Origin of the sequence: Nonomuraea glycinis (assembly GCF_035920485.1) — a bacterium.
Lineage (GTDB): Bacteria > Actinomycetota > Actinomycetes > Streptosporangiales > Streptosporangiaceae > Nonomuraea > Nonomuraea glycinis.
The window spans coordinates 121,820-136,643 of the sequence record NZ_CP109166.1 but is presented as its reverse complement, the minus strand read 5'-3'; the positions used below and the strand labels follow the sequence as shown (position 1 = coordinate 136,643).

Sequence of the window (14,824 nt, the reverse complement as noted above, 5' to 3'; positions counted from 1 at the left end):
CGGTGGCCGAGTTGCCAGGCCAAGGCAGCATCGACAATGACAATCGTCTGTCGGGTGTGGTTTAAATGGTGTCAGCGACTGGAGAGGCTTTCCGTTTTCCGTTAATTGGAGGGAAATGTCATGCACGTGGTGCCGTCTCTCGATCCGGATTCGCCTCGCGTACGGTTCGGTGCCGAGTTGCGGCGGCTGCGGGAGGCTGCGGAGTTGTCGCAGGCGGCGGTGGCGTCTCGGCTCGGGTGTACGCAGACGCAGGTGAGCAGATTGGAGAAGGCGACCCGTACGCCGTCACGGTCCGACGCCGAGCGGCTGGACCTGCTCTTCGGCAAGTCGGCGGGCGTCTCCTTTGCCCGGATCTATCAGCGCATCGTCGCCCAGCCGGGCAGTCCGATGTGGTTTCGGAACTGGGTCGAGGAGATCGAGCCCAACCTCCTCGTCCTACGCTCCTGGGATCCCCTGCTCATCCCCGGCCTCCTCCAGACTGAGGCATACGCCCGTCATATCTTCAGCATGGAGCCACGAGTCAGCTCCGACGAGGCGAAGCAGCGGGTCGAGGCCAGGATGCGGCGGCAGCGCATACTCGACCGAGACAGGCCGCCGCTGATCTCTGTGCTGTTCGACGAGGGCGTGCTGCATCGCCGGGTCGGCGGACCAGAGGTGATGCGTGAACAACTTGATCGCCTGCTGGAGATGGCAGCACATCCGTCTGTCTTCATCCAGGTCGTCGACCCGGAGTGCCTCCCGGGCCTGGCGGGTGCCTTTATGATCGCCGAGCTCCCGAATGGGCAGCCTGATGTGATCAGCTCGGATGCACCGGCGCAGGCCCAAATCACCGCCGATCTCGACATTGTGACCTCGATTTGGGAGCGCTATGAGGCCATCCGGCTATGGGCCTATCCTGAGCGCGTATCCCCCCAAATGGTTGAGAAAGCGAGATCCGCATGGACCTGAGCGATGCCATATGGCGAAAGTCGACGCGATCTTCCGGCAACGGCGGTCAGTGTGTGGAGGTCGCCATGAACCTTCCCGGGGTGGTCGCCGTTCGCGACAGCAAGAACCCGAACGGCCCCAGACTCCTCTTCACCCGCCCCGAGTGGAAGGCGTTCGTCAACGGCCTCAAGGCCGGCGACTTCGACACGCTGGCTTGACATTCCCCTTGGCCTCCGCCTCAACTCTCGCCGAGTGGCGAGGGTTATGGCGGCTCTTTGAACTTGATCAGGATCGAAGCCTGAGCCCAGGGCTCACTGCTTGAGACCGCCGAGGGTTTCCGTTTTCTGTTGATTGGAGGGAGATGTCATGCATGTGGTGTCGTCTCTCGAGCCGGATTCGCCTCGCGTACGGTTCGGTGCCGAGTTGCGGCGGTTGCGGGAGGCTGCGGAGTTGTCGCAGGCGGCGGTGGCGTCTCGGCTCGGGTGTACGCAGACGCAGGTGAGCAGATTGGAGAAGGCGACTCGTACGCCGTCGCGGTCTGATGCGGAGCGGCTGGATCGGCTTTTCGGCGCGTCGGCGGGCGTCTCTTTCGCCCGGATCTATCAGCGCATCGTCGCCCAGCCGGGCAGTCCGATGTGGTTTCGGAACTGGGTCGAGGAGATCGAGCCCAACCTCCTCGTCCTACGCTCCTGGGATCCCCTGCTGGTCCCGGGTCTCCTGCAGACAGAGGCATACGCCCGTCACGTCTTCAGCCAGGGGCCGCAGGTCGCGCCCGAAGAGGTGGATGAGCGTGTGGAAGCCCGCATGCGGCGGCAGCACATCCTTGACCGCAGAAAGCCGCCCATGCTCCTGGTGCTCATCGATGAGGGCGTGCTGCACCGCAGAATCGGCGGCCCCAAGGTGATGCGAGAGCAATTGGGCCATCTACTGGAGACGGCTCAGCGACCTGCTGTCTTCCTCCAGGTGGTCGATCCAGAATGCGTTGCGGGTCTGGCAGGGGCCTTTATGATCGCCGAACTCCCGAACGGTCAGCCGGACGTCGTCAGCTCAGACTCGCCGGCGCAGGCCCACACCACGACGGACCATGATGTTGTGACCTCGATCTGGCAGCGCTATGAGGCGATCCGGCTGTGGGCTTATCCTGAGCGCGTATCCGTCCTGAAGATCGAGGAAGCGAGGCGCGAATGGACCTGAGCGCCGCCGTGTGGCGGAAGGCATCGCGTTCTTCGGACAACGGCGGTCAGTGTGTGGAGGTCGCCATGAACCTTCCCGGGGTGGTCGCCGTCCGCGACAGCAAGGACCCGGACGGTCCCAAACTCCTCTTCACCCGCCCCGAGTGGAAGACGTTCGTCAACGGCCTCAAGTCCGGCGACTTCGACACGCCGACCTGACGTTCACCCTTGGCCTTCCACCTCGACTCTCGTCGAGTGGCGAGGGCCATGGCGGCTCCTTCGAACTTGATCCGAGTCGAGGCCAGAGCTACGGCTTCTCCAGCTTCCCCCGCAACTCGAAGTCATCCCAGGTGGTCTTCAAAATCGACTCGCTGTCCTTGGGCGTACGGGTGAACAACCCCACCCCGCCGTTACCGATCCCATTGGGGTCGTCCGCCCGCTGCACCTGCTCTCCGTTCACCCACATGGTCAACCGCACAGCCGACCCCGTCTGCTCACAGGCGGCCTCGATCCGGACCTTCCCCTTCAACTCCCCGACCTTGACCGGCTGGGTAAGCGTCCCGCCCGACCCCCCATAGATCCGCCGAATGCGAGCGTTACCCCCGGTGTCCAGCCCGAACTCGTAATAACTCTTGTCATCCGCCGCGTGACAGTAAACGCCGTACTCCCCGGACCCCGTAACCTGCTGCACCTCGGCACTGACGGCCACGAGCACCGTCTCCGGCAGCATCGGCGTAGGCGTGGCGGACGGCTGGGGCGTGGTGGTGGGCTTCTTGACCAGGAACGGGATGGCGGCCTCTGCCCAGCGCTCCTCGGTGTCCGGCTCCACATCCAGCCCGTACGTGCCGTCGGTGCGGTAGCCGTAGCTGGAGGAGGCGTTCAGGTCGTACGTGCCGTTCCAGCCGCCGGTGGTCTGGGTGAAATCCTCCCGGTAGAGGACGGCGAGGTCGGGCGGCCCGCCGGAGGACAGCATCGCCCAGGCCGTCGTGGCGACGGCCACGACGACGGCCGTCGCCACCGCGATCCCCGCGAGGAGCCTGCCCCGGTGCTTGCGCGGCGCCGCCCCCTCGAACAGCGGCGTGGTCGCCTTCTGCCAGGCCACCTGCACCGTCTGGGCCGCCTGCTCGGGCGCCGCCGACCGCCCCACGAGATGGTCGAGCAGCTGCTGCGCGGTCGGCCGCATGGCCGGGTCCTTGCGCAGCGCCGCCATGACGAGCTCACGCAGTCCAGGCTCCACGTCGTCAAGGTTCGGCTCGGTGTTGAGCACCTGGTACACGATCGCCGGCAGCGTCTCCCCGGGGAACGGCGAGCGCCCGCTGGCGGCGTACGCGATCAGACACCCCCACGAGAACACGTCGCAAGCGGGCGATACCGGCTCCCCGCGCAGCACCTCGGGAGCCATGTACCGGGGTGTCCCGATGAGCTCGCCGGTGCCGGTGACGCCGCCGAGAGTGTCGAGCGCCCGCGCGATGCCGAAGTCGATCACCCGCGGCCCGACGGGGGAGAGCAGCACGTTGGACGGCTTCAGATCGCGGTGCACCACCCCGGCGCCGTGGATCGCGATGAGCGCCGTGGCCACGCTGACGGCCAGCGCGTCCAGACTCGACCCGCGTAACGGCCCTGACTGCTGAACGGCCTGCTCAAGATTGGGACCTGGTACGTACTCCGTGACGACGTAGAGCTGGCTCCCGTCGAGCGCGGCCTCCAGCACCGCGGCCGTACAGAACCGCCGCACCCGCCGAGCAGCGTCAGCCTCCCTGCGAAAACGCATGCGAAACTGCTCATGCTGGCTGAACTCCGGATTGATCACCTTGATCGCGACCTGTTGCCCGGAGGGGTCCTCGGCGAGATGCACCGTGCCCATCCCACCCTGGCCCAGCACTCGCAGCAGCCTGTAGCGCCCGATGTGGGATGTTTCACCGCTCACGGCGCGCAAGCTTACCTATTTCTGCCTGCCTGACGTATGGCCTCCACAATCAGCCAAGCGTTGGTTGACGGATTCCGCCCCCTGCGGTTGGCCTCGCAGTGATCGGGATCCGCCCGCTGAGCGCGTTCGCGGGCGAGCTCGTGGCTTCGAACGAGTCTTCTGGCCCCAAGGGAACAAGTTCTCTGGCCCCAGTACGCGATCTTAAGCACGGGCGGCGAACGACTCTTTTGGCCCCACCTGGCTTAGCAAATTCGATCCGAAGATCCCGACGTCATGGAGGATCGACGACGGGGAAGGCGGCGAGCCCCGATGCTGCTTGCGCGGTACGGCGGAGCCGGTGCGGTCGTGCCCGCCGGGCGGGGGGTTAATGGCAATTGTCGTAGGCGTGGCGGGCTGCGGCAATGACGGGGCCAGCGTGGCGGGCCCATGCCGCGAGAGCCTCCAGTGGAGCGCGTATGTCCTCGACCAGTGCTTGGATGCTGCTCGCGCCGCCTGCCAGGTCGGCGGCCGACCGGTGATGGTGACCGAGGACGTGCTCGCCGCCGCCCGGGCCCCCCGCGCCCGCGGGCGGTCCGTCACTCAGATCGCCCGCGAGCTCGGCCTAGGGCGGTCGACGCTGTACCGGGCGCTGGAGAACGGGTTCGACGAGGAGTATCCCCCAGCCCGGACCGTGAAGAAAATCTGGGCAACGGTGAAGTTTGAGTGTTCGTACCCTTCGAAAGGAGTGCCATGGCTGCGCCACCCGACGCCTGTGGCGTGATGGAAGACCACACCGTGGTCGAACGCTCATGCGACGAGCCTGACCTGTTCGCGCTCCTCTACGACCGCTACTTCTGTGACCTCTACCGCTACCTGGCGGCGCGTCTCGGCAGCGAGCACACCGAGGACTTGGTCGCCGACACCTTCCTGATCGCCTTCAACAGCAGGAGCGCTTACGACCCCGCACGCGGCGCGGTTCGTTCCTGGCTGTACGGCATAGCCACCAACGTGGTCGCCCGGCACCGCCGTAGGGAAGGGCGGCGACTCAACGCGCTCAGCAAGGTGGCGCCGGAGGCCACAGCAGAAGGGCACGAGGACCGCGTGGCCACCCGGCTGGCCGCACGAGCGTGCAGGCCCGAGCTGGTCCGCGGGATGAAGGAACTCTCGGTCGGTGATCGTGACGTGGTGTTCCTGATGGTCTTCGGCGGCCTGGGTTATGAGGAGATCGCCGCCGCCCTCGACATCCCGGTCGGGACCGTGGGCTCCCGGGCGAACCGGGCTAGAAGGAAGCTGCGCAGCGCGCTGGGCGACGTCAACCCGATGAAGGAGTGGTAATGGACGAGTTGAAGCTGGTCGCGAAGGTGTTCGCCGAAGCGGACCCCACCCCAGAAGCGGCCGCGGACGGACGTGCCCGGTTCCTCCGGCACATGAGCGACGCTTCAGAGCGAGCCGGTCGCCTTCCTCGGCACGTGGGCGACGCTCCAGTGCAGACCAGACGTGTTCCCTTCCTGCGGCGCCTGGCCCGGCGCAGCAAGTGGCCGGTCGGCGGGCTGGCACTCGCCGCGGCCCTGGCCATGGTGTTCACGCTGGTGGCCGGGATCCCATTCGCCGGCCCCGCGGACGCAAGAGGCCTGCTGCTCACCGCGGCAGAAGGCAGCGAGGGACAACCGGCGCAGGGCCGCTACATCCACTACGAGGTGGAGACCGCGGGAATTACGGAGGTCGGCACGCCGAACCGCCCCTACCGCATGCTCGTCCGCCGGATCGACGCGCGGTGGTACCCGTCATCCAGCAACGACACCGGCTGGTACTCCTTCCGCAAGCTTGGGGCTCAGCCGGCCACGGGCACCGACGCTGAGGTTTGGCGTGCGGCCGGCAGCCCGCAACGGATGGAATCTCGCTGTGAACATGCTCGGGTCTACAAGAACGGCAAGCTCATGCCGCCTCGCCCCTGCCTTGAGGTGGACGTCAAGCCGCAGGAGGCTGAGGTCATTCAGATGAGCGGTGGCCTGGAGGGGTTCCTGAAGTCCCGCTCGGGCCTTGACGTGAGCACTCTCCCCGATGATCCGGCCCTCCTTCGTGAGCGGCTCCTCGCCTGGACTCGCGGGGGAGGACTCAGCGGTCCCATCGAGGGTGACGCCGACCAGTTGTGGGCGGCGGCCGGTGTCGTGCTCTTCCAGCCGGAGGGCCCGCTCTCCCCGACAGTCCGCGCGGCCGTCTACCGGATGCTGGCCGACCTGCCAGGAGTGCGGTTGCTCGGCCAGGTCACCGACCCCAAGGGTCGTCAGGGCCAGGCCTTCACCCGCACGGCAGACGGGCCGGATAGCGGTATGGGCACCAGCCGCATCATCCTCGACCCCGAGACCGGGCAGTCACTTGCCATGGAGTCGTACGAACGCCCCGACGGCCCGCTTACTGGCTACACCGCGGTCCTCGCCAGCGGTCCGACCGACACCCCGCCCACGGCCTCCTAGTCGCCGATGTGCTCCCCCACGTACTGCCGTTCCTGGCCGAGGACAGGCCCTCACATCTCAGGCCGTGATAGCCCCTTCGCGGCCCAACGTCGGTGAGAATGACAGCGCCCACCTCCAGACTTCCAGACTTCCGCGCGGAGATGGGCGCGCAGATTGATTATCAGCCCGTGCTGCGCTGTTCAGCGCGGGCGCGGGATTGGGCCAGGCGGTAGGAGTCGGTGCCGGTCTCGATGATGTTGCCGCCAAAGGTGAGTCGATCGACGATGGCGGCGCAGAGGCGGGGGTCGGTGAAGGTCTTGGTCCAGGAGGAGAAGGACTCGTTGGAGGCAATGGCCACGCTGTTCTTCTCCTCGCGCTCGGTGAGCACCTGGAACAGCAGTTCCGCGCCGCGCCGGTCGAGTTCCATGTACCCGAGTTCGTCGATGCATAGCAGGTCGACGCGGCCGTAGCGGGCGATGGTCTTGGTCAGGAGCTTGTCGTCAGCGGCTTCGACCAGTTCATTGACCAGCTTGGTGGCCAGCACGTACTTGACCCGGAACCCCGCCATCGCAGCCTCGGTGCCCAGCGCGATCAGCAGGTGCGACTTGCCGGTGCCCGAGTCACCGATCAGGCACAGTGGCAGGCCCTTCTTCACCCATTCGCAGGTGGCGAGGGTATGGATGGCGGCTGGGTCGATGTGCGGGTTGGCCTCGAAATCGAAGGTGCGCAGCGCCTTGTCGCGAGGAAAGCCCGCGGCTTTGATCCGGCGCTCGGATCGGCGGCGGTTGCGGTCGTCGCATTCGGCCATCAACAGCTCGGCCAGGAACCCCCGGTATGTCATCTGGTCGCGGGCGGCGGCGTCGGCGAGTTCGGAGAACTGGCCGCGCATGGTGGGCAGGCGCAGGTTGCGGCAGGCGGCGTCGATGGCCGCATCGGCGGCCGGTTCGGTCAGACCGCGGTGACGAGTGGTCATGGCTGGACTCCCTAGGTGGTGGAGCCCTCGGCCGGCGGCCGGGGTGACGCAGCAGCTGGTCGTAGGCGGCAACCGACGGCAGCGGTCGGCTATCGGGGGGGAGCGCGGCCAGCCGCCGCTGGGTCAGCGAGATCACCCGGCCGGGGCTGCGCTCATCGGCGGAGGGCCGATCGGGCTGCTCAGCTGGTGGCTCAGCTTCGGCTGCCCGGCGTGCTTCCAGTGCAACAGCGTCGGCGGTCAGAGCCCCAGCACGCAGGGCAGCGGCAATCCCGGCGACGACCTGCTCATGGGTCATGTGCCGGTGCAGCAACAGCACTTCGATCAGCGCGCGGGTGCCGGCCGCGTCGCCGTGCGCTCGCCGGGCCGCCTCCCACCACGCCTCATGCACCGGGGTGAACTTGCCCGTCGCCCGGGCCTGCACCAGCGCGGTCGCGCCAGGCAGGGCGCCTGGTTTGCGCAGCAGGCCCTCCAGGTAGTGATCCAGATCTAGGCGTACCTGGCCGCGTGAGCCGAGCCGCTCGTGCCGGGCGACCTCGGTGCGGCCGTCGTAGACCACCAGCTCACATGCGTGCAGCAGAACCCGGACCTGGCGGCCGATCAGACGCACCGGCACTGAGTAGCGGTTCATCCGCACCGTGATCTGGCTGTAGCGGTCCACCCGCGGGGAGAATAGCCGGCCCGTCTCGAAATGATCGTCAGGCAGTGGCTGCAGGAACGGCTTCTCGATGGCGAAATACTCGCCGACGGTGCGTGCCCGCTCGCCGATCCGCCGCTGCTCGTCTTCCTCATCCCATAAGTCGATTTGCGCGTTCAGCTCCGCCAATGTGGCGACGACAGGCACGGGGACCAGCCGGTTGCGGCGGAAGCGACCAACTTCTCCCTCCACTCCGCCTTTCTCATGAGCGCCGTCGATGCCGGGTCGGCAGTAGAAGACCTCAAGCCCAGCCCATGACCTGAAGGCGGTCCATCGGTCGGTCTCGACTCTGGCCCGTGTGAAGCCGAGCACCTGGGCGACGGCGGAGCTGAGGTTGTCATAGCGCACCTTGCCCCGTGGCACGCCGCCAGGTGCACCTGGCCCTTGCGCGCGGTGCTCATGGCTTAGTCGAGGGTGCTGTGGTCGTCCACATCGACCACACACCAGACTTCGTCGTAGGCGAGGTTGGCGTCGCGCTGACCGCGTGCCTCCTTGTCCTTCTTGTCACGCTCACGGATGGCATAGGCCACCAGGGAGCCGGGGTCCCGGCCCAGGCCGATGACCTTGCAGGCTCGGATCTCAACGGGCAGGGACCGGAAGTGGTCGCGGATCCCTTCGAAGTACTCGACCTCGGTGACCTGGCCTTCGCAGACGATGAGGACGCGCTTTCGCGGCGTGCGGCGACCGGTGGGTCGGTCAAGGCGCTGGGGGCTACGCCTGTGGCTCACGTGGTGGTTCGTCCCTTTCGCGGAAGACTTCGCGGATGCTGTCGAAGTTGAGGTACGGCACCGCGCCGTAGCGGCCCTGGAGGTAGCCGCGTTCGACGTTCTCGTCGCGCCGTGGATGGAATTCGGCGAGCGCGTAGAGGCTGGTGGCGCCGGAGTCGTCTTTCTCGGTGAACCAGACCTCGTCCCTGGCCATGATCTCGTTGTCGAGCATCGAGCCCAGCAGGGCCGTGTCGTGCGAGGCGAAGATCAGCTGAGCGCCTCGCTTGTTGATCACCGGGTCTCTGAACATCCGGATGAGGCTGGAGCTGAGGAGAGGGTGCAGGCTGGAGTCGATCTCGTCCGTGACGAGCACGGCGTCTCCGCGCAAGGTGATGAGGGCGTGGCCGAGCAGGGAGAGCCAGGCTCTGGTGCCCGCGCTCTCCTCCTCCAGGCTGAGGGGCACGCCGCCGGACGTTCTACGCAGGACGACCTGCGCGCGGACCGCTCTCAGCACCGCTGCGGACTCGGGGGGATCGTCCGGCGTCGGGTCGTTCGGTCTCTCCATGACCTCGGCCCGCTCCACACCGAGATCCGCCAGTCGCAGCAGCTTGTTGAGGGCCGGGGCGAAATCCGTCTCGTTCAGCAGGAACTTGGTGAGGTGGAGGCGCAGCTTCTCGTCCTCCTCGCCATGCTGGGCGAACATCACCTTGTTGATCAGGTCGGCGTACAGAGCGCCCAGCAGCGGATGGTTGTTGGACGCCGCGGCGGACAGGTAGAGCGAGTTGGGCCGGGTGAGCCGGCGAATGCGCTGGTTCTCGCCGGTGAGAGCGCGGCCGAAGGTGATGTCCTCGGCGCCCGACCGTTCGAACAGCTTCTTCTTGCGGCCGTGCGGGAACGTGTAGAGCCACTCGCCCAGGACCTGCGTGTCGTCGACCTCGAAGCCGTACGAATAGCGTGCGTCCTTGTGCAGGAAGTCCAGCTCGAAGAACGACGCGGCCGCCCGCCCGGCGTCCGAGAGCTTGAACGGCTGCCGGGGCACTCCGCCGACCGGCTCCCATTGGGTGTGGGACGACCGGATCGCGTCGATCATCCACATCAACGCGTTGAGGACGTTGGATTTGCCGGAGGCGTTCGCCCCGTAGATGCCGGCGACCCGGACCGTGTCGAGCTCCGTGGTCTCGCCGCGGCGCGGCACGGCGACGAGGGAGAGGGTCTGCTCGTCGCGGATGGACCGATGGTTGGCCACTCTGAAGCGCAACAGCACGACGATCTTCTTCTCATCCGCCAGCCTGCGGTCAGGCTACACTTTCGCGCGTTCTTACGAAGAGATTCCCCCATAGAGGCTTTGAAAGCGACGCTGAACGTCAGGCGTGGCGGATGTCGCGCAGGGTTGGCAGGCCGTGTTTCGGGTGGACCACCAGGACGCGGCAGCCCGCTGACGTGGCGGCGGTGACGCCTGTGGGGCTGTCCTCGATGGCCACGCAGTGGCTCGGGTCGGCGCGGAGCCGTCGCGCCGCCTCCAGATAAGGGTCTGGGTACGGCTTGCCGCGCGTGGTGTCCTCAGCCGCGACGACCTGGGCGAAACGGTGCCCGAGTTTCGGGAGTACCAGGTCGACGATGCTGCGCGGGGAGGCGCTGACCAGCGCGGTGGGCAGGCGGGCGGCGGCGAGTTCGTGCAGCAGGGCCGTGGCGCCCGGTATGAGCTCCACGCCCTGCTCGACGCGCTGGGCGAAGGAGTCGGTGAGGAGGTGGATCAGGTCGGCGGTGGGCTGGGCGGCCGTAGCGCCTTCAGGGAAGCGAGGGGGCGGGGCGGCGGCCAGGAGGTGGGCGGCCGTGTCCTCGACCGTGCGGCCGAGGACGTGCGGGGTGTCGGCGGGGCCCAGCTCGACGCCGAGCGTGCGGGCCACCGACACCGTCGCCTGCCACCAGTGCGGCTCGCTGTCCACCAGGGTGCCGTCCAGGTCGAACAGCACCGCCTGGAGATCACAAGACGGCCCGCCAGGTGGTAGGTCAGACGGCATCGGCGGGTTCGGTGACGGGGGCGGGGACGGTGACCGTGCGGGGGGCCACCAGGACCGGGCGTTCCACCAGGCGCACCGCCACCCGGGTGCCGGCGGCGAGCCGTACCGCCTCGTGGCCCGGCACGTCGGCGAGGACCTCGCCGCCCGCCAGGGCCAGCCGCAGCCGGACGGACGAGCCGCGGAACGACGCGACCAGCACCTCGGCCTCGCCGTCCTCGGCAGGGGTGACCTGGACGGCCTCGGGGCGGATGAGGACGTCCACCTCGGGGCTGTCGGGGGAGGGCCCGTCGATGGGCAGGGTGTGGCCGAGCACCGTGACGGTGCCCGCCGACGAGACCTGCCCGGCCAGGTGGTTCATGGTGCCGACGAACTCGGCCACGAACGGCGTGGCGGGCCGGTCGTACACCTCGGCGGGCGCCCCCACCTGCTCCAGCCGCCCGTCGCGCAGCACCGCGACCCGGTCCGCGATCGACAGGGCCTCCTCCTGGTCGTGGGTGACGAAGATGGTGGTGATGCCGAGGTCGAGCTGGAGGCGGCGGATCTCCTCCCGCAGCGCGACCCGTACCTTCGCGTCGAGCGCGGACAGCGGCTCGTCCAGCAGCAGCACGCGCGGCTCCAGGGCGAGCGCGCGGGCCAGCGCGACGCGCTGCTGCTGGCCGCCGGAGAGCTGGTGCGGGAAGCGGTCGGCGTGCGTGGGCAGGCCGACGAGCTCCAGCAGCTCGTCCGCCTTGGCCCGCCGCACCGCCACCGGCACCCGGCGGACGCGCAGGCCGAAGGCGACGTTGTCGCGGGCGTTGAGGTTGGGGAAGAGCGAGTACGACTGGAAGACCATGCCGGCGTCGCGCTTGTTGGCCGGGACGTCGGTGATGTCCTTGCCGTCGACGAGCACGGCTCCGGAGTCGGGCCGTTCGAACCCGGCCACGCACCGCAGCGCCGTCGTCTTGCCGCAGCCCGACGGGCCGAGCAGTGCGACGAACTCGCCGGGCTCGATGGTCAGGTCGAGGCCGTCCAGCGCGACCGTCTTGCCGAAGATCCGCCGCAGGTCGCGGAACTCCACCTTGGACGTCATTTCTTCTCCCTACCGAAAGCGCTGGAGACCGCGAGCAGCAGCAGCCAGATGAGCAGCAGGCTGAGGATCGAGACCGCGACCGACACCTGACCCCGGGAGCCGGAGATCGTCACGATCCACACCGCGAACGGCTGATAGCCGAGCAGCCTGGCCACGGTGAACTCGCCGAAGACCAGGGCGAGGGTCAGGAACGAGGCGCTGGCCAGGGCCGAGCGCAGATTGGGCACGATCACCCGGAACAGCACGTACGGCCACGAAGCCCCCAGGTTGCGGGCGGCCTCCACGAGCGTGCGCACGTCCATGGTGCGCAGCCCGGCGTCCAGCGACCGGTAGACGAACGGCAACACCAGCACGACGTACGCCAGCACCAGCACGATCGGGAAGGCCGGGTCCTGGACGGCGATGAGCGTGGCCCAGAACGGGGTCGGCGCGAGCACCTCGGCCCCGGTGCGCAGCGAGGTGCCGAGCCCGGCCACGAACGTGATCGGCGGCACCACCAGCGGCAGCGTGCACAGCACCTCCATCACCGGCCGCAGCCGCGGCGCGCTGAGCCGTACGGCCAGCATCGCCGGGAGTGTCAGCAGCAGGACCAGCACGATGGTGGCGAGCCCGAGCCCCAGGGAGAGCGCCAGGCTGGAGGCGAAGCCCTCGGCCGTGAGCAGCTCGCCGTAGGCTTCGAACGACACGCCGGTGGTGGGGGTGTAGATGGTGTACCAGAGGGAGGCGCCGAGGGGCACCAGGAAGTAGAGCGCGGCCAGCAGGAGCACGACCGCCCGCCAGACCCTGGGCCGGGCGGGCGGCCCGGCGGCGGGAGTGACCAGCGGCTGCTCCAGGCCCGTCACCGCAGCCATCGGGTGCTCCTTCTCTGCAGCGGCAGGTAGACGGCCATCACCAGACCGGCGATCACGATCATGTTGAGGCTGAGCGCGAGCGCGACGTTCTCCTGGCCGATGAGCACGTCACTGGTCAGCGCGTTCGCGATCTTGAGCGTGACCAGTGGCACGACAGTGCCCGCGCCCATGGCCGCCGCCGTGGCGTAGGCGGCGAACGCCCCGCCGAACAGCAGCACCACGCCGCCGAGCAGGGCCGGCGTCAGCACGGGCAGGCCGACGTAACGCCAGTAGTGCCAGGAGGTGGCGCCGTTGTTGGCCGCCGCCTCCCGCCACTGCGGCCGCAGCCCGTCCAGGGCCGGCGCCATGACCAGCACCATCAGCGGGACCGAGAAGTACAGGTAGACGACGACCAGGCCCCAGAAGGTGTACAGGGCGCCGGTGGGCAGCCCCAGCAGCCCGCTGACCACGCCGGAGTTGCCCAGCGTGGCCACCCAGAAGAAGGCCAGCGGGACGCCGCCGAAGTTGGCCAGCACGCCGGACGCCGTCAGCACCGAGTGCCGCAGCGCCGCGAACCTGGAGGTGACCACGGCGTAGGCGAGGAACGTGCCGAGCACGGCCCCGAGCAGCGCCACCACGGCCGACACCTGGACGCTGCCGGCGATCGAGGTGAGGTTGCCGCCCTCCAGGCTCTGGCGCATGTTGGCCAGCGTCGGCTCGCCCCGCGAGGTGAAGGCGCCCACCAGCAAGGCCACCAGGGGGAGGCCGAAGACGAAGGCGAAGAAGGCGAGCAGGGGCAGCGCGCCGAGCCACCCCTTGGGCCGCCTCATCCGGAGATCGCGGCGTCCCAGCCGCCGGCCAGCTTGGCCTTGGCCGCGTCGACCTGCTCGGTCGTGGGGAAGGTGGGCGTGCCGTCCACCTTGGGCAGTGCCTCGGCCGCGGCCTTGTCCACGGTGCCGTCGGCCTCCATCGCGGGCAGCAGGACCGGCCTGGCGAAGCCCTTCAGGTAGAGGTTCTGGCCTTCGGCGCTGTAGAGGTATTCCTGCCACAGGCGGGCCGCCGCCGGGTGCGGGGCGTCCTTGTTGATCGCCTGGGCGTACATCTGGAAGTACTTGCCGTCGCTGGGGATGTTGACCTTCCAGTCGAGGCCCTTGGCGGCCATCTGGGGGGCGTAGGCGGCGTTGTTGTAGTCCCAGTCGATGCTGATCTGGGTCTCGCCCTTCTCGATGGTCGCCGGGGTGGTCTCGACCGGGTTGAAGTTGCCCGCCTCCTTCAGCTTCTTGAAGAAGTCCAGGCCGGGCTGGATGTCGTCGAAGGAGCCGCCGCTGGCGATCGAGGCGGCGTAGACGCCGGCGAAGGCCGAGCCGGACTTGGTCGGGTTGCCGTTCAGCGCGACCTTGCCCTTGTACTCCGGCTTGAGCAGGTCGGCGAAGCTCGTCGGGCAGGCGCTGATCTTCTTGGCGTCGCAGCCGATCGAGATGTAGCCGCCGTAGTCGTTGGTCCAGAGCCCGGTGGGCTCCTTCTGACCCTCGGGGATCTTGTCGAAGGTCTGCACCTTGTACGGCGCGAACAGGCCCTCGGCGGCACCGCTGATCGCGAAGGACTGGCCGAGGTCGAGCACGTCGGGGGCGCGGTCCTGGCCCTTGCGGGTCTTGACGGCGTTGATCTCGTCGGCGCTGGCCGCGTCCGGGTCCTCGCTCTCGATCTTGATGCCGTACTTCGCCTCGAACGCCTTGATGATCTCGCCGTAGTTGGCCCAGTCGGGCGGCAGCGCGATGACGTGGAGGTTGCCCTCCTTCTTGGCCGCCTCGACCAGCTTGTCGAGGCCGCCGAAGTCGGCGGCGGAGGTCGCGGTGCTCGCGTTCACGCCGCCTTCCGTGGTGGACGCCTGCTGGGCTGATGGCGCGGCGCCGCACGCCGCGGTTACTACGGTCAGGGCAGCGATGACGCCTGCCACACGAGCGCGAGGTGTGAACACGTGGGCCTCCACTCCGGGGGTGTGGGAAGAATTTAAGGGAACTTGTACAAACAAGCGAGCCCTAGTAAGTCGCATATACATTGCTCTTTTGTGA

Annotated in this window: 17 protein-coding genes and 1 pseudogene; 8 read left to right on the top strand and 10 right to left on the bottom strand. The window is 68.2% G+C overall.

The features are described 5' to 3' along the window. Positions 1–120: 120 nt before the first annotated feature. The 4 genes from OHA68_RS00685 (at position 121) to OHA68_RS00670 (ending at position 2,318) form a co-directional block, all read left to right on the top strand. Positions 121–948: a helix-turn-helix domain-containing protein gene (locus OHA68_RS00685; protein WP_327105842.1), complete on the top strand. Its 828-nt coding sequence runs from the start codon at positions 121–123 to the stop codon at positions 946–948. Continuing rightward, entirely contained in the window at positions 939–1,145 is a 207-nt protein-coding gene (locus OHA68_RS00680; protein ID WP_327105841.1) for a DUF397 domain-containing protein, read from the top strand. The genes OHA68_RS00685 and OHA68_RS00680 overlap by 10 nt, the downstream gene beginning before the upstream one ends. Positions 1,146–1,293: 148 nt before the next feature. Next, on the top strand, positions 1,294–2,121 hold the full coding sequence (locus OHA68_RS00675) for a helix-turn-helix domain-containing protein (protein WP_327105840.1): 828 nt from the start codon (positions 1,294–1,296) through the stop codon (positions 2,119–2,121). Next, positions 2,112–2,318, top strand: coding sequence for a DUF397 domain-containing protein (locus OHA68_RS00670; RefSeq protein ID WP_327105839.1), 207 nt, complete (start codon positions 2,112–2,114; stop codon positions 2,316–2,318). The genes OHA68_RS00675 and OHA68_RS00670 overlap by 10 nt, the downstream gene beginning before the upstream one ends. Before the next feature lie 88 nt (positions 2,319–2,406). Here OHA68_RS00670 and OHA68_RS00665 read toward each other — a convergent pair whose 3' ends face one another. Continuing rightward, positions 2,407–4,026: a serine/threonine-protein kinase gene (locus OHA68_RS00665; RefSeq protein WP_327105838.1), complete on the bottom strand. Its 1,620-nt coding sequence runs from the start codon at positions 4,024–4,026 to the stop codon at positions 2,407–2,409. Between the two features lie 367 nt (positions 4,027–4,393). On the opposite strand from OHA68_RS00665, the gene OHA68_RS45235 reads away from it, so the two are divergent. Genes OHA68_RS45235 through OHA68_RS00655 form a run of 3 tightly spaced genes read left to right on the top strand, consistent with a single transcriptional unit; the run spans position 4,394 to position 6,479 of the window. Further along, complete coding sequence (locus OHA68_RS45235; protein ID WP_407674406.1) at positions 4,394–4,786, top strand: helix-turn-helix domain-containing protein; 393 nt, start codon at positions 4,394–4,396, stop codon at positions 4,784–4,786. Continuing rightward, positions 4,756–5,340 (top strand): RNA polymerase sigma factor, encoded by a 585-nt coding sequence (locus OHA68_RS00660; protein WP_327105837.1) that lies wholly within the window; start codon positions 4,756–4,758, stop codon positions 5,338–5,340. Before OHA68_RS45235 ends, OHA68_RS00660 begins: the two co-directional genes overlap by 31 nt. After that, positions 5,340–6,479 carry a CU044_5270 family protein gene (locus tag OHA68_RS00655; protein WP_327105836.1) on the top strand — a complete coding sequence of 380 codons (1,140 nt, stop codon included), beginning with the start codon at positions 5,340–5,342 and terminating at the stop codon, positions 6,477–6,479. Before OHA68_RS00660 ends, OHA68_RS00655 begins: the two co-directional genes overlap by 1 nt. A 160-nt stretch (positions 6,480–6,639) precedes the next feature. On the opposite strand, the gene istB is transcribed toward OHA68_RS00655, so the two are convergent. Further along, a complete protein-coding gene (gene istB, locus OHA68_RS00650) occupies positions 6,640–7,431 on the bottom strand; it encodes an IS21-like element helper ATPase IstB (RefSeq protein WP_327105835.1) in 792 nt (263 codons plus the stop codon). Between istB and OHA68_RS45230 the strand changes: the two genes are divergently transcribed. Beyond that, positions 7,430–7,921 (top strand): hypothetical protein, encoded by a 492-nt coding sequence (locus tag OHA68_RS45230; protein WP_407674535.1) that lies wholly within the window; start codon positions 7,430–7,432, stop codon positions 7,919–7,921. The genes istB and OHA68_RS45230 overlap by 2 nt on opposite strands. Before the next feature lie 54 nt (positions 7,922–7,975). Here the strand turns inward: OHA68_RS45230 and OHA68_RS45225 are convergent. From OHA68_RS45225 to OHA68_RS00610, 8 genes and pseudogenes are all read right to left on the bottom strand, one after another. Further along, a pseudogene (locus OHA68_RS45225) lies at positions 7,976–8,089 on the bottom strand (Mu transposase domain-containing protein); the annotation flags it as partial. 440 nt (positions 8,090–8,529) lie between these two features. Continuing rightward, positions 8,530–8,853, bottom strand: a complete 324-nt coding sequence (locus OHA68_RS00640; RefSeq protein ID WP_327105834.1) for an RloB family protein — start codon at positions 8,851–8,853, stop codon at positions 8,530–8,532. Continuing rightward, positions 8,837–10,096, bottom strand: coding sequence for an AAA family ATPase (locus OHA68_RS00635; protein ID WP_327105833.1), 1,260 nt, complete (start codon positions 10,094–10,096; stop codon positions 8,837–8,839). The genes OHA68_RS00640 and OHA68_RS00635 overlap by 17 nt, the downstream gene beginning before the upstream one ends. Positions 10,097–10,196: 100 nt before the next feature. Next, positions 10,197–10,805 carry an HAD family hydrolase gene (locus OHA68_RS00630; RefSeq protein WP_327105832.1) on the bottom strand — a complete coding sequence of 203 codons (609 nt, stop codon included), beginning with the start codon at positions 10,803–10,805 and terminating at the stop codon, positions 10,197–10,199. Positions 10,806–10,842: 37 nt separating this feature from the next. Next, complete coding sequence (locus OHA68_RS00625; protein WP_327105831.1) at positions 10,843–11,922, bottom strand: ABC transporter ATP-binding protein; 1,080 nt, start codon at positions 11,920–11,922, stop codon at positions 10,843–10,845. After that, complete coding sequence (locus OHA68_RS00620) at positions 11,919–12,773, bottom strand: ABC transporter permease (RefSeq protein ID WP_327105830.1); 855 nt, start codon at positions 12,771–12,773, stop codon at positions 11,919–11,921. Before OHA68_RS00620 ends, OHA68_RS00625 begins: the two co-directional genes overlap by 4 nt. Further along, complete coding sequence (locus tag OHA68_RS00615) at positions 12,761–13,582, bottom strand: ABC transporter permease (protein ID WP_327105829.1); 822 nt, start codon at positions 13,580–13,582, stop codon at positions 12,761–12,763. The genes OHA68_RS00620 and OHA68_RS00615 overlap by 13 nt, the downstream gene beginning before the upstream one ends. Then, positions 13,579–14,619: an ABC transporter substrate-binding protein gene (locus tag OHA68_RS00610; RefSeq protein ID WP_327105828.1), complete on the bottom strand. Its 1,041-nt coding sequence runs from the start codon at positions 14,617–14,619 to the stop codon at positions 13,579–13,581. The genes OHA68_RS00615 and OHA68_RS00610 overlap by 4 nt, the downstream gene beginning before the upstream one ends. Between the last annotated feature and the right edge of the window lie 205 nt (positions 14,620–14,824).

What these genes read in the sequence shown, in the direction of transcription:
- OHA68_RS00685 (WP_327105842.1), top strand. Translation starts at nt 121, where the DNA reads ATGCACGTGGTGCCGTCTCTCGATCCGGATTCGCCTCGCGTACGGTTC.
- OHA68_RS00680 (WP_327105841.1), top strand. Translation starts at nt 939, where the DNA reads ATGGACCTGAGCGATGCCATATGGCGAAAGTCGACGCGATCTTCCGGC.
- OHA68_RS00675 (WP_327105840.1), top strand. Translation starts at nt 1,294, where the DNA reads ATGCATGTGGTGTCGTCTCTCGAGCCGGATTCGCCTCGCGTACGGTTC.
- OHA68_RS00670 (WP_327105839.1), top strand. Translation starts at nt 2,112, where the DNA reads ATGGACCTGAGCGCCGCCGTGTGGCGGAAGGCATCGCGTTCTTCGGAC.
- OHA68_RS45235 (WP_407674406.1), top strand. Translation starts at nt 4,394, where the DNA reads ATGGCAATTGTCGTAGGCGTGGCGGGCTGCGGCAATGACGGGGCCAGC.
- OHA68_RS00660 (WP_327105837.1), top strand. Translation starts at nt 4,756, where the DNA reads ATGGCTGCGCCACCCGACGCCTGTGGCGTGATGGAAGACCACACCGTG.
- OHA68_RS00655 (WP_327105836.1), top strand. Translation starts at nt 5,340, where the DNA reads ATGGACGAGTTGAAGCTGGTCGCGAAGGTGTTCGCCGAAGCGGACCCC.
- OHA68_RS45230 (WP_407674535.1), top strand. Translation starts at nt 7,430, where the DNA reads ATGGCTGGACTCCCTAGGTGGTGGAGCCCTCGGCCGGCGGCCGGGGTG.
- istB (WP_327105835.1), bottom strand. Translation starts at nt 7,431, where the DNA reads ATGACCACTCGTCACCGCGGTCTGACCGAACCGGCCGCCGATGCGGCC.
- OHA68_RS00625 (WP_327105831.1), bottom strand. Translation starts at nt 11,922, where the DNA reads ATGACGTCCAAGGTGGAGTTCCGCGACCTGCGGCGGATCTTCGGCAAG.
- OHA68_RS00620 (WP_327105830.1), bottom strand. Translation starts at nt 12,773, where the DNA reads ATGGCTGCGGTGACGGGCCTGGAGCAGCCGCTGGTCACTCCCGCCGCC.
- OHA68_RS00615 (WP_327105829.1), bottom strand. Translation starts at nt 13,582, where the DNA reads ATGAGGCGGCCCAAGGGGTGGCTCGGCGCGCTGCCCCTGCTCGCCTTC.